The sequence below is a fragment of the Aestuariimicrobium sp. p3-SID1156 genome, assembly GCF_025144225.1.
In the GTDB taxonomy this organism is placed as follows: Bacteria; Actinomycetota; Actinomycetes; order Propionibacteriales; family Propionibacteriaceae; genus Aestuariimicrobium.
Map to the genome: position 1 here is coordinate 78636 of NZ_JALXXB010000006.1, position 12894 is coordinate 91529.

Genomic DNA, 12894 nt, shown 5'->3' on the forward strand with positions numbered 1-12894 from the left:
CAGTTCTCCCGGGGACGCCCGGAGTCGGTCACGGCTACTTCTTCGCCTCGTGGTCGACCAGGCCGTGGGTCAGGTCCTGCATCTTCGGGTAGGCCTCGCAGTACTTGTCCACGTAGAACTGGTACTCCTCGTGCACGTCCTGACGGGGCTCCAGGGTCATGCGGGTGTGGACCATGTTGTCGGCGGCCTCCTTGATGTCGGAGTACACGCCTGCGCCCACGGCGGCGAGCATGCAGGCGCCGAGTACCACGGCGTCCCCGACCTCGGTCAGGGTGATCGGCACCCCGGTGACGTCGGAATGCATCTGCATCCAGTCACGGCTCTTGGTGGAGCCGCCGCAAGCGACGATCTCCTTGGCCTCGAAGCCCTGGTCGGCCATCACCCGCAGGTTGTGGGCGGTGCCGTAGCAGACGCCCTCCTGGATGGCGCGGTAGATGTGTTCGGGGCCATGGTGCAGGGACAGGCCCCAGAACATCCCACGCGCCTTGGAGTCGGTGTAGGGGGTGCGATTGCCCTGGAAGTACTCGTTGACGATCAGGCCGTCGGCACCCGGGGGAAGGTCCTTGGAGCGGGCATTGAGGATGTCGTAGACATTCATCCCGGTCCGCTCGCAGGCATCCACGAGATCGCGGGCGAAGTTGTCCTTGAACCACTTCAGCACCGAGCCGGTGGAGACCTGGCCGCCTTCGACGGTGTACTGGCCCTTGACCACCGAGTCGGTAAAGGCGCCAAAGAAACCCTGGCCGTGAATCGCTTTGTCGGACTGGCCCGAGAGCACGTGCGAGGAGCCGGTGATGAGCGCCAGCTTGCCGGGAGTGACCACGCCGAGTCCGATCTGGCCGGCCCAGGCGTCTGCAGGCCCCTGCGCGACCGGAATGCCGGGCTTCAGGCCGAGCTTGGTGGCAGCGCGGGTGCTCAGCGTCCCGATCTGGTCGCCCAGGTCGACGACTCGCTCGGGGATCTTGTCGAACACGTCCCCGCAGCCGATGTGCTCATAGAAGTCGACCGGCCAGCCGCCGTGGTCGCGGTTGTGGAACATGCGCTCTGCGGCGGAGTTGATGTTGACGGTCCACTCACCGGTCAGCTGATAGCCGACCCAGTCGGGGGCGTCGATGAGGCGGAAGGCCTTCTGGTAGGTCTCGGGTTCGTTCTCCTTGAGCCAAGCGGCCTTGAAGGGGTACCACTCGGCAGTGGCCGGGGCGGTGCCACCCCCGTTGTAGAGCCGGGCCACGGAATCGGAGCTGTTGGCGCGGGCAGCCTGCTCGGTGGCGCGCACGTCCATCCACATGATGGCCGGACGCAACGCATCGCCGTTCTGGTTGAGCGCGCAGACCGTCATGGTGGTGGCATCGAAGGAGATGCCCAGGATCGAGGCCGGCGAGATGCGCGCATTCTCCAGGGCCTTGTGGCTGGAGGCCTGCAGACACTGCATCCACTCGACCGGGTCCTGCTCGGCCCAGCCACCGCGCGGGTGGGTGGTCTTGTAGGGGGTGGCCGCAAAGGTCACGGGGGTCCCCCTGGTGTCAAAGATGGCGACTCGGACGCTCTCGGTACCGAAGTCGATGCCCATCAGGTAGCCGTCATTGCCGGCGATGGTGTTCGACATTGAACATGCCTTTCAACTATCAGGACACTCCCCTGCCCGGGCGGCAGGGAAGCTGGGTACTGCTGGTTGACCTACTGGTCGTTGTCCTCGGTCCAGCCGAGTTCGTCCCAGATGGCCTGGGGGATGAGTCGATCGATGCGATCGAGCACGTAGGTGGGCTGCTCCTCGGTGGGCAGCGCCTCAGACTCCTCCTGCGTGGAGTCCCCTGTCAGGACCAGGGCCGACGCCATGCCTCCGTCGACCGCCATCTTGATGTCGGTGCCCAGCCGGTCACCGACCATGACCGCGCGAGCCGGTTCGACACCGAAGCCACGGAGGGCCTCCTCGACCATGATCGGGTCGGGCTTGCCGAAGTTGGCTTGGCACGTCACCCCGGTACAGGCCTCGATGGCGGCGACGATCGCCGCACAGTCGGGCTCGCCGCGTCCGCCCGGGAAGGGGCAGTAACGGTCGGGATTGGTCTGGACCAGGATTGCCCGCTTGTGGAACCACAGCGCGTCGAAGGCGATCTGCAGCTTGCGGTAGTCGAAGGTACGGTCGTAGGAGGCGATGACGATGTCGATCTTCTCCGGGTCCTCGCTGAGCTCGAAGCCCTCGTTGACCAGGTAGTCACACAGCGGCTTCTCGGCGATCGGGAAGAGGACGGCGTCCGGGTGGTGCTCCTTCAGCCAGCCGGCGGTGGTCACCACCGTGTTGGCGATGTCCTGGACGTCGGTGGGCAGGCCCAGCTTCGCCAGCTTCTCGCTGTACTGGTGGGGGTCCTTGGTCGGGTTGTTCGAAAGGAACCGGACACCGATGTCGCGGCGCCGCAGCTCACCGAGCATCCGGGTCACGCCGGGAAGCAGGTGGTCGCCCAGGTAGATGGTGCCGTCCATGTCGAAGACATAGGCGTCGTAGAGCTTCTCGGGCAGGCGCAGGCCTGCGGCGGACTGTGCCCCCATTGGCTGCTCACCCACGGATCAGCCCTGGGGCTCGTAGCTGCAGATGGCGTCCACCTTGGCGGCCGAGGGAGAGCTCTGGTCGAAGGTGTAGTTGAAGAACTCCTTGGCCAGTCGGCGGGCCAGTTCGACGCCGATCACGCGCTGGCCCATGGTGAGCACCTGGGCATTGTTCGACAGCACCAGTCGCTCCACGGAGAAGGAGTCATGCGCCACGGAGGCACGGATGCCCGGCACCTTGTTGGCGGCGATGGCAACACCCATGCCGGTGCCACAGATGAAGATGCCGCGATCAGCCTCCCCATCGGCGATCTTGCGGGCACCCGCCACGGCGGGGTGGGCATAGGCGGTGTCGTCACCGGCCTCGACGCCGACATCGATCACCTCGTCGATGCGGTCGTCCTTCTCGAGATCGGCCTTGATCTTGTCGCGGTACTCAACTCCTGCGATGTCGCAGGCGAGGACAACTCGGAAACCCATGATGCGCTCCAGTTCCCAGAAGGGCGCAACAGCCCTCACTGGCCGATGCACCACCTCTGACGTGTGACTCTAGAGTAACACCACGGACTTGAAAATGAACAGGGTTAGCGTGAAATTTTCAGGATGTCGGTTCACTGACCACGACGCGCTGGCTGTACTCGCGCAGCATCGCCAAGTCCTTCTCCCCGATGTGGTGGTCCACCAGGACGGTGTCGAACTCCTTCAGCTCCGCGAAGGCGTGCAGGGCTCGGCGATTGAACTTGGTGTGGTCCAGCATCAAGATCTTGTGTCGCCCGGCCCGCAGCATCGCCCGCTTGACCTCGACCACGTCCTGGTAGGGGTGGTACACGACACCCTCCTCCAGGCCGGACGCGGACAGGATGCAGTAGTCGGCACGAATCGTGGCCAGCATCGCCAGGGCGCTGGGGCCCAGCATCGCCTCGGCCCAGGGCTGGTACTCCCCTCCCGTGAGCAGCAGCTTCACGTCGGGACGCGCGGAGCATTCGCGTGCCACCAGCAGTGAATTCGTGATCACCGTGAGCGGGGTGACATCGACCAACGCGCGCAGCACCCAGGCCGCCGAGGTCGAGTCGTCGAGCACGATCGATGACCCGGGAGCGATGTGCTCGCGGATGTGGGAGGCCATCTCGGACTTGGCCTCCGTATTGGTCGCCAACCGGAAGCTGGCCCCAGCCTCGTGCAGCCCCGAGGCGAGCGCGGAGACCTTGCCGCGCTGGCGGGTCAGGACACCGGCCTCCTCCAGCGCGGCGATGTCGCGGTAGAGGGTCATCAGGGAGACGCCGATCTCGCGGACGAGTTCGTCCATGGTGACCGACCCGCGGCGGAAGACGATGTCGGCGATCAGGTGGCGTCGCGCGGTCTGGCCCGACGCCGTCGGTGCGGTCGGTGGGGCGGCCTCCTCGCCCGAGGATCCGGACCCAATTCCTGCTCCCTCATCACTGCCTGCCATGAGCAGGATTCTAGACCCGGGTGCCGCCAGGGCAGACGTCGGTCCTTCTGTTCCGGCAGGATCAGGGCAGACGGAGAGCGGAGGTTCAGCACGACGCTGGAGTGCCGGTTCCACGGCGCAGGGCAAGGAAGTAGTCTGCACGCCATGTCCCCCATCATCCGAGCGGCGACCACCGACGACCTGCCCGCCATCACGGCGATCTACAACACGGCCGGGGTCGCGACCACCGCCAGTTATGACCTCTCCCCCGTGACCGTCGCCGACCGGGCGGCCTGGCTGCAGGCCAAGCAGCGGCGTCGCTTCCCCGTCCTGGTCGCCACCGAGATGGACTCCCACGGCGACCAGCAGGTGGTGGGGTTTGCCTCCTATGGCCCGTTCCGGGACAAGGCGGGCTACGACTTCACCGTGGAACATTCGGTCTACGTCAGCACCGAGCATCGCGCGATGGGCGTGGGGCGCATGCTGATGAGTGCGTTGGTCGACCATGCCCGCGGGCAGGGCATCCATGCCATGGTCGGGGTCCTGGACGCCGGCAATGAAGCATCGATCGCCTTCCACGAGAAGCTCGGGTTCACCGAATCGGGACGCCTGCACGAGGTGGGCCGCAAGTTCGGCACCTGGCTGGACGTCGTGCTGATGACCATGACCTTCCCCGACACCAGCCCCCAGCGATGACCACGCCCTGGCTGGTGCTCATCGACCTCCAGCGCGTCTTCTCCGACCCGGCCTCGACCTGGTGTGCCACCGGGTTCGAGGGAATCGTGCCGCCGGTGGAGCGATTGGCCGCCGAATACGCGGGCCGGGTCATCGTCACCCGCTGGCTGCCCGCACAGGATCGTGCGGGCTCCTGGGGCGCCTACTTCGAGCACTGGCCCTTCGCCGACCAGCCGGACGACAACCCCCTGTTCGACCTGGTCACGCCGGCGCGCGAACTGGTCCGTTCTGGCGCAGCGGTGCTGGTCGACGAGCGCACCTTCGGGAAGTTCGGCTCGCAGCTGCTCACCCTCACCGGGCCGAACCCGCATCTGGTGCTGGCCGGAGTGGCCACCGACTGCTGCGTCCTCTCGACGGCCCTGGCCGCCGCCGACTCCGGCGCGCTGGTCGAAGTGGCCGCTGAGGCCTGCGCCGGGTCGACGGTCGAGAACCACCGGAAGGCGCTGGACCTGATGGCCCTCTACGGACCCCAGATCGTGGTGCGCTGATCGGCTCGATGTGCCTTCCCTGGCTCCAGGGCGTAGAGTGATAACGGTTATCAACTCGTCTGGAGGGAAACATGAAGCACCTGTCGCGCCGTTCGCTCGGTGTGCTGACTCTCGGCGCTCTGGCATCCACCGGCCTGGTCGCCTGCTCGAAGACCGAGGAGGGCGCCGGTTCAGGCGGCGCGGAGAACGGCAGCGCGCTGGAGGTCTTCGCGTCCACCTCGGTGTGGGGCTCGATCGCCAAGAATGTCGGCGGCGACCTGGTGACGGTCAGCTCCGCAGTGAACAACCCCGACCAGGACCCCCACGACTACGAGGCGACCGCCGAGGACAAGCTGAAGATCTCCCGCTCGAAGCTGGCGGTGATCAACGGTGGTGGCTACGACACGTGGGCCACGACGCTGCTGAACTCGGTGAGGACCAGGCCGGTCGTGGTGGACGCCTTCACCACCTCGGGCTTCAAGGACGGCGACAATGAACACATCTTCTACTCGCTGGACGCTGCGAGCAAGACCGCCGATGCCCTCGCCGCCGAGCTGTCGAAGATCGACTCCGGCAATGCGTCGAAGTATTCCCAGAACGCCAAGGCCCTCAACGCCAAGCTGGACGACCTGGAGGAGCGGGCCAAGAACTGGGGTGCCAAGAACCCGTCCGAGGGCGTGGTCAGCACCGAGTCGGTGGCCCAGTACCTGCTGCGCGACCTTGGCCTGAAGGACCTCACCCCGCCGGAGTACATCACCCAGTCCGAGTCCGAGGCCGGGCCCTCGGTCGCCACGGTCGAGAAGACCCGCCAGCTCATCGGCAAGCAGGCCACGGTGCTCATCGTCAACGGCCAGACCCAGGACGCGGTGTCCACGAAGCTCGTGGAGCAGGCAACGAAGACCAACGTCCGCATCGTCAAGGTCTATGAGACCTTCCCCGAGGGTGTGGACGACTACGTTGACTTCATGACCACGGCAGTCGACGCCATCACCGGCGCATGAGCCCGACCCATCCGGTCGTCCACCTGGACAATGCCTGCGTGGCCTTCGGTGGACGTGTGCTGTGGGACCACCTCGACATCGACATCTCCCCCGGCGAGTTCGTCGCCGTGTTGGGGCCCAATGGTGCCGGTAAAACGACCCTGCTCCGCGTCCTGCTCGGCCAGGTACACCTGGCCCACGGCATCGCCCGGGTTTCCGGGGAGCCGGTCCGGTTGGGTTCCCGCCGCATCGGCTACGTCCCCCAGCACAAGGCGATCGACACCCGCGCCGCCATTCGTGGGCGCGATCTGGTCGGTTTCGGCCTGGACGGCGCCACATGGGGCTTTGGGCTCCCCAGCCGTGCCCGGACCCGCCGCATCAACGAGGTGCTGGAGGAGGTCGGCGCCCTCGGCTACGCCGACGAGGCGATCGGCGTCCTCTCCGGTGGTGAGCAGCAGCGACTGCGGATCGCCCAGGCCCTGGTGACCAAGCCGTCGGTGCTGCTCTGCGACGAGCCGTTGCTGAGCCTGGACATGGCCAACCAGCAGCAGGTGGTAGAACTCCTGGACCGGATGCGACGCGAGCACGACATCGCGGTCCTCTTCGTCACCCACGAGATCAACCCGATCATGCCCTTCGTCGACCGGGTCATCTACTTCGCCAGGGGCCAGGCCATGGTCGGCACCCCCGATGAGGTCATCACCACCGAGTCCCTGAGCCGGCTCTACGGCTCCCACATCGAGGTCGTGCGGCACCAGATCGACGAGAGCCACGAGCGCATCCTGGTCTTCGGCGCCGAGGAGGAGCCGCATCACGATCACGAGCATGACCACCACCACGACCATTCCGAGGAGGTGCATCTGTCATGAGCTGGGACACCTTCGTCAACTTCGACAACTTCACTGACCTGGTGCCGCTGGTCCAGGGATCGCTGGTCGCCGGCCTCATCCTGGGGCTGGTCGCCGGCATCATCGGGCCGATGATCCACGCCCGCGACCTGTCCTTCGCGGTTCACGGCACCAGTGAGCTCAGCTTCGCCGGCGCCGCCATCGCGCTCTTCCTGGGCTACAACGTCGCCCACGGAGCCATCGTCGGATCAGTGCTGGCCGCCGTCCTGCTGGGCCTGCTCGGCGCCCGGGCGCGAGAACGCAATGCCACCATCGGCATCTTCCTCCCCTTCGGGCTGGGCCTGGGCGTGCTCTTCCTGTCGCTCTACAAGGGCCGTTCCTCGAACAAGTTCGGGCTGCTCACCGGCCAGATCGTGGCCGTCGACGATGCGCAGTTGTGGACTCTGGTCGCCGTCTCCGCGATCGTCGTCCTCGCCCTGGCGGCCATGTGGCGTCCCCTCTTCTTCGCCTCGGTGGACCCGGAGGTCGCGATCGCGCGCGGCGTCCCCACCCGGGCACTCTCGATCGCCTTCATGGTCGTGCTCGGCCTGACCACGGCCATGGCAGTCCAGCTGGTCGGCGCGCTGCTGGTGCTCTCGCTGCTGATCACGCCCACCTCGGCGGCCGCCCAGGTCACCGCCCGGCCGTTGACGCTGGCCGTTCTCTCGGTGGTCTTCGCCACCATCTCAGCAGTCGGTGGCATCCTGCTGTCGCTGGGCCCCGGCCTCCCGATCAGCCCCTACGTGACCACGGTCTCATTCTTGATCTACCTGGTCTGCCTGGGTCTGGGACGCCTGGTCCGAGGGCGTGGGTTCAGTCGTCGACTGGCCTGAGGCCGGCGAGCGCCGGCAGGACCTGCTGGACCGGGGCGTCCAGCCTGATCGTGGCCCACTCGTCGCCCCGGGTGGCACCCTGGTTCACGATGACCACCGGGATCCCGCGGGCGGCGGCCTGGCGCACGAACCTCAGACCGGACATCACTGACAGCGAGCTACCTGCGACCACCAGCGCCTCGCTCCGGTCCACCCACTCCCGGCAGCGAGCCACCCGCTCCCGCGGGACCGGTTCCCCGAAGTAGACGACGTTCGGCTTCAGCCGACCACCACAGGCCAGGCAGGGCGGGACGACGAAATCCGCCCACCGCTCGACCACGGCGTCCCCATCGGGTCGGATCTCGGGATGGCCGACCGCCAGACCAGTGCCCAGCCCGGGGTTCGCCGCGGCCATCCGCTGCTGCATCTCCTCCCGGTCGGTGAGCTGGCCGCAGTCCAGACAGACCACCTCATGGATGCGTCCGTGCAGTTCGACCACCTCCTGGCTCCCGGCCTGCCGGTGCAGGCCGTCGACATTCTGGGTGATCAGCCCGGTCAGCGAGCAGGGCCAGGAGAGCTGCTCCCAGCGGGCCAACGCGAGGTGGGTGGGGTTGGGGTCGGCATGCCCCATCGCCGCCCAGCCCTGGTAGGCGCGGGCCCAGTAGCGGCGCCGACTCTCGGCGTCAGCGATGAACTGCTGGTACTGAATCGGACGGCCCCGCTGGGCCCGGGGACCCCGGTAGTCGGGGACGCCGGAGGCGGTCGACACCCCGGCCCCGGTCAGCACCGCCGCAGAATGGACGGAGGAGAGCAGCGCGTGGGCATCATCGAGGCTGCCACGCAGGACCTGTGTGGGCTCCCAGTCGCGCAGGGCACGGTCGAGCAGGCGGGGCGCGCCGGCGCTCATGACCGGTCAGCGGGAGCGACGACCCTGGTGTCCAGCCAGCGCAGCATGGCCTCGACGACCTCGTCCCGGTTGGTCTCGTTGAAGACCTCGTGGCGAGCATCGGCCCAGGTGACGGCGGTGACGTCCTTGAGACCGGCGGATTTGAAGAGCTTCACCAGCGCCTTGACAGTGCGATGGCCGCCGGCAGGGTCGAGGGCGCCGCTACCGATCCAGATGGGGAGCTTGCGCGGCATCGTGGAGACCAGCTTGGGGTTGTTGACCCGTTCCAGCCCGCCGATGAGGTCCACGTAGAGCGCGTTGGTGGAGGTGAAACCACACATCGGGTCGGCGACATAGGCATCGACGGCCCCAGTGTCGCGGGAAAGCCAGTCATAGTCGGTGCGATTGGGTTTGAAGGCAGCGTTGAAGTTGCCGAAGGTCAGCTTGTGCATCTGCTTCGCCTCGCTGCGCGGCCCCCGGACGCGGACATAGGTGCGCGCCAGCGCCCGCCCTGCCTTGCCCACCAGCCCGGCAGCCCGCGGTGACCCGGTCAGGATCAGGGCGGACAGGTCGCTGCCGTAACGGGAGGCGTAGTCCCGGGCCAGCAAGCTGCCCATACTGTGCCCGATCACGACGTGCGGTAGTTGGCCCTTGCTGCCGGCCTGCTGATGCTGGGCCATCTCGTGAAGGGCAACCGTGCGGAGGTCCTCCACCGCCTGGTTCCACCCGTTCTGGTCGGCGAAATGCCCCAGCGTGCCGGTGCTCGAGGCCGTGCGGCCGTGACCGCGATGGTCATCGGCGATCACGACCCAGCCGCGACCGGTCAGCTGTTCGGCGAGCCATTCGTAGCGTCCGCCGTGCTCGGCCATGCCGTGGACGATCTGGACGATGCCGGCTGCGGGCCCCTCGTCCGGCAACCAGCGATGGATGCCCATCGTGGTGCCGTTGACCTGCAGGTCGAAGACAGAACTCTTCATGCCGCGCCCGCTCACAGGGAAGAGAGGGCGGCCTCGTCGTCGGGAGCCTGGGCGATCTCGGGAACGAGTTCGCTGTGCTTCACGACGCCGCTGGTGTCGATGACGACCACCGCGCGGGCCGTGCGACCGGCCAGCGGACCGTCGTTGATGAGGATGCCGTAGTCCTCCGCGAAGGAGGTGCCCTTGGCGGAGGCAACGGTGACGTTGTCCAGCCCCTCGGCCGCGCAGAAGCCCTGCAGGGTGGCGAGGTCGTCATTGCTGACGCACAGCACGACGGTGTCCTCCAGGCCGGATGCCTTCTCGTTGAAGGTCCGCACGCTCTGCTGGCAGACGCCGGTCTCGATGTTGGGGAAGATGTTGAGGATCACGCGCTTGCTGGCGAAGGTGGTGGGGGTGAGGCGGGCATCGCCCGCTGCAGCCAGGTCGTAGGTGGGCGCATGGTCGCCTGCCTGCGGAAGTTCGCCGGACAGTTCCACGGGGTTTCCCTTGAGGGTCACAGTAGCCATGCCCCCATTCTTGCCGCTCCCCCCAACAGCCGGGCAGGGGCGGCGAAAGTCGACGGCACCTAGTCTGGGGACGTGGCCACCCCCGACTTCATCCTCGAGCTGCGCCGACACATCGGGAACGCTCCCCTCTTCCTGATCGGCATCACCGCCCTCGTCGTGCGCGAGCATGAGGATGGGCAGCAGCTGCTGCTCGTCCGCAGGGTGGACACCGGGGAGTGGACACCGGTCTGCGGCATCGTCGAGCCCGGGGAACAGCTCCACGAGGTGGCGGTGCGGGAGGTCCTGGAGGAGACCCGGGTCCGATCGGCGGTCAAGCGCTGCGTGTGGATCAAGACCTACCCGGAGATCACCTATCCCAATGGAGACATCTGCTCCTATGTGAACCACACCTTCACGATGACCTGGCTCGGCGGTGACCCCGAAGTCGGCGACGATGAGTCCACCGATGCTCGGTGGTGGCCGGTGGACGCGCTGCCGCCCATGCGTCCGGAGTTCGTCGAGCGCATCGACTGGGCACTGCGTGAGGAGCCCGGATGCTGGTTCGGCGAAGGGCCGGATCTGGGCGCCTGAGTGTGGCTCCGAGGCCGCGCACGCTTGTGCGCCGGTCGGGCCGAGTCGCCCCACGTTTGTGCACAACCCCGGTGAAAGCCCTAGACACGCGGGATTCGTCCGCCCCCACCTCTCGTCTTCTCCATGGACACCGTGTTAGGTTCCTGCACTGAGGGTTCCTCCCTCGCCAAGTCCGGACATGCCACCGGATTTGATTCCATCGCGGCGCTTCGGCGCTCCGTCTCGAATGGGAACAAGGATGTTCACTGCTTCTCTTGGCATCTTCCTGCTGGGTCTGCTCGCTGCAGCCGCAGGCGGATTCGTTGGCGCGGCGATCGGCGCCAACTTCGCCTTCGCCCTGACCGGCTTTTGTGTGCTCTTCGCCTGGGGCATCACCACCACTGGCCTGGACGCCGTTATGGGCATCGACCCGGGCGTCGCCTTCAACTACATCGCGTTCGGTCCCTTCATGGGCCCGCACATCACCTTTGCCGCTGGCGCCGCTGCGGCTGCCTACGCGGCGAACAAGCGCTACATCGAGTCCGGCAAGGACGCGACCAGCCCGCTGGCCGGCCTGGGCCGCCCCGACGTGCTGCTCATCGGCTCCGCCTTCGGTGTCCTGGGCTACCTGATCCAGATCGGCATCTCCAAGCTGCCCTGGTTCGGCGCCCACACCGACTCGGTCGCCTTGACCGTGCTCCTTTCCGCGATCATCGCACGCCTCCTCTTCGGCAACACCGCTGAGGGGAAGGCCTCGCTGTTCAACACCGAGCGCCTGCGCACCGCCCCGAAGGAGCGCGGTGGCTTCATGGGCAAGTGGGACGCCAGCGACGACTACAGGTGGCTCCCCTACCAGGAGACCCCGGCCCAGTTCAGCGCCATCGGTATCTTCTTCGGCCTCGCCGCTGCCGGCGTTGCCCTGATGCTGGCCATCCACTTCCCTGCCATGGCGGGCAACGCGCCGACCTTCGCCTTCGGCATCTCGGCCATCATCATCCTGTTCCTGATCATTGGGTGGGACATGCCTGTCCAGCACCACGTCACGGTGGTGGCCGGTCTGGCTTCCGTCCTGTTCTTCCCGATCCTGCGCGGAGCCGGTGACCAGGGCTTCAAGTACTACGCCAACCTGGGCACTATGGACAGCAACGCCTGGCTCGCTGCTGTCGGGGCCATACTGATCGGTGCTCTCGCCGGTTGGGTCGGCGCCATGTTCGGCCAGCTGTTCGCCAACCTCTGGTACAACCGCGGCACGACCCACATTGACCCCCCGGCCAGCTCCATCTGGCTGACCACCACCCTGGTCTGGATCGCCGCCACCCTGGCCGGCTTCTCCTCCTGATCACGGGACGAATCCATACCAACTGCAACGCCCGCCGAGCAGATCGCTCGGCGGGCGTTGTGCTGTGTGCCAGCGGGCAGCTCAGGCGTCCCCGTTGACCACGGCAGTGAAGCCCTCGGCAATGGCGCGGCAGGTCGGCTCGACCCTGCGATCAGCGGCAGTCATCCGGTCGAGCATGGTGGTTCCCTTGTGCCCGGCACGCTTCCACCAGTGCTGCATCAGCTCCGGGGATGCCTCCGGGTGGAACTGGACTCCCCAGGCGCTGCCCAGCCGGAAGGCGGCGTTCTCGTAGGTGGCGGTGCGCGCGAGTTCGGTGGCGCCCTCGGGCAGCTGCACCACGTTGTCGTAGTGGGACATCGGCACCGGTCCCCCGGCCAGCACGGCCCCGCCCACCACCGGGTCATGGGCGGCAGCCGGAGCCCAGTGCAGCTCGAGGGCACCCTCTTCGAGACCCCGCGGATCGCCCACGTTCACGCGTCCCCCAAGAGCCTCGGCGAGCAACTGGTGACCCAGGCAGATCCCCAGGATTGGGATGTCGATGGCGTGCAGGTCGGCCATCAGGTCCTTGACCTTGCCCATCCAGGGCAGTTCGGCATGGGCACTCGTCCGACCCCCGAGCACCACCAGACCGTCACCGATGGCATCGAGGTTCGGAACGTCCTTGGACTGCAGGTCGATCACCGACAGTCGGACGTCGCGAGCCAGCCACTCCTCGAAGCGGTCGAGGGGGACATCGGACTCGGGCTGCAGGACAGTGATGCGGGGCTTCTTGGCCATGGAAGA

The 12894-nt window shown here is 67.0% G+C and carries 15 protein-coding genes; 7 read left to right on the top strand and 8 right to left on the bottom strand.

Going from position 1 to position 12894, the window contains the following annotated elements; all coding sequences use genetic code 11:
• Positions 1-34 precede the first annotated feature (34 nt).
• The 4 genes from M3G03_RS08585 to M3G03_RS08600 form a co-directional block, all read right to left on the bottom strand.
• On the bottom strand, positions 35-1606 hold the full coding sequence (locus tag M3G03_RS08585; RefSeq protein ID WP_259809283.1) for a ribulokinase: 1572 nt from the start codon (positions 1604-1606) through the stop codon (positions 35-37).
• A gap of 71 nt (positions 1607-1677) precedes the next feature.
• Positions 1678-2547, bottom strand: a complete 870-nt coding sequence (locus tag M3G03_RS08590; protein ID WP_259809342.1) for an HAD-IIA family hydrolase — start codon at positions 2545-2547, stop codon at positions 1678-1680.
• 18 nt (positions 2548-2565) lie between these two features.
• Complete coding sequence (locus tag M3G03_RS08595) at positions 2566-3024, bottom strand: ribose-5-phosphate isomerase (protein WP_259809284.1); 459 nt, start codon at positions 3022-3024, stop codon at positions 2566-2568.
• Positions 3025-3142: 118 nt separating this feature from the next.
• The gene (locus M3G03_RS08600) at positions 3143-3994 is read right to left on the bottom strand and encodes a DeoR/GlpR family DNA-binding transcription regulator (protein WP_259809285.1); all 852 of its coding nucleotides are present in this window, start codon (positions 3992-3994) and stop codon (positions 3143-3145) included.
• A gap of 144 nt (positions 3995-4138) precedes the next feature.
• On the opposite strand from M3G03_RS08600, the gene M3G03_RS08605 reads away from it, so the two are divergent.
• The 5 genes from M3G03_RS08605 to M3G03_RS08625 all read left to right on the top strand — a co-directional run bounded on the left by M3G03_RS08605 (position 4139) and on the right by M3G03_RS08625 (position 7875).
• Complete coding sequence (locus M3G03_RS08605; protein ID WP_259809286.1) at positions 4139-4669, top strand: GNAT family N-acetyltransferase; 531 nt, start codon at positions 4139-4141, stop codon at positions 4667-4669.
• Positions 4666-5196, top strand: a complete 531-nt coding sequence (locus M3G03_RS08610; RefSeq protein ID WP_259809287.1) for a cysteine hydrolase family protein — start codon at positions 4666-4668, stop codon at positions 5194-5196. Before M3G03_RS08605 ends, M3G03_RS08610 begins: the two co-directional genes overlap by 4 nt.
• A 71-nt stretch (positions 5197-5267) precedes the next feature.
• Positions 5268-6176: a metal ABC transporter solute-binding protein, Zn/Mn family gene (locus M3G03_RS08615; protein WP_259809288.1), complete on the top strand. Its 909-nt coding sequence runs from the start codon at positions 5268-5270 to the stop codon at positions 6174-6176.
• On the top strand, positions 6173-7024 hold the full coding sequence (locus tag M3G03_RS08620) for a metal ABC transporter ATP-binding protein (RefSeq protein WP_259809289.1): 852 nt from the start codon (positions 6173-6175) through the stop codon (positions 7022-7024). The genes M3G03_RS08615 and M3G03_RS08620 overlap by 4 nt, the downstream gene beginning before the upstream one ends.
• Positions 7021-7875: a metal ABC transporter permease gene (locus M3G03_RS08625; RefSeq protein WP_259809290.1), complete on the top strand. Its 855-nt coding sequence runs from the start codon at positions 7021-7023 to the stop codon at positions 7873-7875. The genes M3G03_RS08620 and M3G03_RS08625 overlap by 4 nt, the downstream gene beginning before the upstream one ends.
• On the opposite strand, the gene M3G03_RS08630 is transcribed toward M3G03_RS08625, so the two are convergent.
• From M3G03_RS08630 to tpx, 3 genes are read right to left on the bottom strand one after another with little or no spacing between them, the layout of a single operon-like run.
• Positions 7856-8761: a Sir2 family NAD-dependent protein deacetylase gene (locus tag M3G03_RS08630; protein WP_259809291.1), complete on the bottom strand. Its 906-nt coding sequence runs from the start codon at positions 8759-8761 to the stop codon at positions 7856-7858. The genes M3G03_RS08625 and M3G03_RS08630 overlap by 20 nt on opposite strands.
• Positions 8758-9717 carry an alpha/beta fold hydrolase gene (locus M3G03_RS08635; RefSeq protein WP_259809292.1) on the bottom strand — a complete coding sequence of 320 codons (960 nt, stop codon included), beginning with the start codon at positions 9715-9717 and terminating at the stop codon, positions 8758-8760. The genes M3G03_RS08630 and M3G03_RS08635 overlap by 4 nt, the downstream gene beginning before the upstream one ends.
• Positions 9718-9728: 11 nt before the next feature.
• Positions 9729-10223 carry a thiol peroxidase gene (gene tpx, locus M3G03_RS08640; RefSeq protein WP_259809293.1) on the bottom strand — a complete coding sequence of 165 codons (495 nt, stop codon included), beginning with the start codon at positions 10221-10223 and terminating at the stop codon, positions 9729-9731.
• Positions 10224-10295: 72 nt separating this feature from the next.
• Here tpx and M3G03_RS08645 point away from each other — a divergent pair, with 72 nt between their 5' ends.
• Positions 10296-10793, top strand: coding sequence for an NUDIX domain-containing protein (locus M3G03_RS08645; RefSeq protein ID WP_259809294.1), 498 nt, complete (start codon positions 10296-10298; stop codon positions 10791-10793).
• 238 nt (positions 10794-11031) lie between these two features.
• Positions 11032-12111, top strand: a complete 1080-nt coding sequence (locus M3G03_RS08650) for a hypothetical protein (protein WP_259809295.1) — start codon at positions 11032-11034, stop codon at positions 12109-12111.
• Between the two features lie 81 nt (positions 12112-12192).
• Here M3G03_RS08650 and M3G03_RS08655 read toward each other — a convergent pair whose 3' ends face one another.
• A complete protein-coding gene (locus M3G03_RS08655; protein WP_259809296.1) occupies positions 12193-12888 on the bottom strand; it encodes a type 1 glutamine amidotransferase in 696 nt (231 codons plus the stop codon).
• Positions 12889-12894 lie beyond the last annotated feature (6 nt).

What these genes read in the sequence shown, in the direction of transcription:
- M3G03_RS08585 (WP_259809283.1), bottom strand. Translation starts at nt 1,606, where the DNA reads ATGTCGAACACCATCGCCGGCAATGACGGCTACCTGATGGGCATCGAC.
- M3G03_RS08590 (WP_259809342.1), bottom strand. Translation starts at nt 2,547, where the DNA reads ATGGGGGCACAGTCCGCCGCAGGCCTGCGCCTGCCCGAGAAGCTCTAC.
- M3G03_RS08595 (WP_259809284.1), bottom strand. Translation starts at nt 3,024, where the DNA reads ATGGGTTTCCGAGTTGTCCTCGCCTGCGACATCGCAGGAGTTGAGTAC.
- M3G03_RS08600 (WP_259809285.1), bottom strand. Translation starts at nt 3,994, where the DNA reads ATGGCAGGCAGTGATGAGGGAGCAGGAATTGGGTCCGGATCCTCGGGC.
- M3G03_RS08605 (WP_259809286.1), top strand. Translation starts at nt 4,139, where the DNA reads ATGTCCCCCATCATCCGAGCGGCGACCACCGACGACCTGCCCGCCATC.
- M3G03_RS08610 (WP_259809287.1), top strand. Translation starts at nt 4,666, where the DNA reads ATGACCACGCCCTGGCTGGTGCTCATCGACCTCCAGCGCGTCTTCTCC.
- M3G03_RS08615 (WP_259809288.1), top strand. Translation starts at nt 5,268, where the DNA reads ATGAAGCACCTGTCGCGCCGTTCGCTCGGTGTGCTGACTCTCGGCGCT.
- M3G03_RS08620 (WP_259809289.1), top strand. Translation starts at nt 6,173, where the DNA reads ATGAGCCCGACCCATCCGGTCGTCCACCTGGACAATGCCTGCGTGGCC.
- M3G03_RS08625 (WP_259809290.1), top strand. Translation starts at nt 7,021, where the DNA reads ATGAGCTGGGACACCTTCGTCAACTTCGACAACTTCACTGACCTGGTG.
- M3G03_RS08630 (WP_259809291.1), bottom strand. Translation starts at nt 8,761, where the DNA reads ATGAGCGCCGGCGCGCCCCGCCTGCTCGACCGTGCCCTGCGCGACTGG.
- M3G03_RS08635 (WP_259809292.1), bottom strand. Translation starts at nt 9,717, where the DNA reads ATGAAGAGTTCTGTCTTCGACCTGCAGGTCAACGGCACCACGATGGGC.
- tpx (WP_259809293.1), bottom strand. Translation starts at nt 10,223, where the DNA reads ATGGCTACTGTGACCCTCAAGGGAAACCCCGTGGAACTGTCCGGCGAA.
- M3G03_RS08650 (WP_259809295.1), top strand. Translation starts at nt 11,032, where the DNA reads ATGTTCACTGCTTCTCTTGGCATCTTCCTGCTGGGTCTGCTCGCTGCA.
- M3G03_RS08655 (WP_259809296.1), bottom strand. Translation starts at nt 12,888, where the DNA reads ATGGCCAAGAAGCCCCGCATCACTGTCCTGCAGCCCGAGTCCGATGTC.